General features: G+C 66.2%; 1 protein-coding gene. It reads left to right on the top strand.

Translation table 11 applies throughout. The features are described from left to right. On the top strand, positions 1 to 210 hold a 210-nt coding region (locus G3A44_RS23240; protein ID WP_163460125.1), incomplete at both ends, for a cadherin-like domain-containing protein.

Here is a 210-nt window from a genome sequence, read left to right on the forward strand (position 1 = left end):
ATACCCACCCCAGCAACGGCTCGGTCACGATCGACGCCGCCACCGGCATCTACACCTACACGCCTGATGCCGGCTGGAGCGGTGTCGATTCCTTCATCGTCCTGGTCGACGACGGCAACGGCGGCCAAACCCCCGTCACCGTGCAAGTCACGGTGAACCCGGTCAACGACGCCCCGGAAGGCGGTGACGTCACCGACCCGGATTGGGACG

The sequence above is a fragment of the Ideonella livida genome (assembly GCF_010499455.1).
Taxonomy (GTDB): domain Bacteria; phylum Pseudomonadota; class Gammaproteobacteria; order Burkholderiales; family Burkholderiaceae_C; genus Ideonella; species Ideonella livida.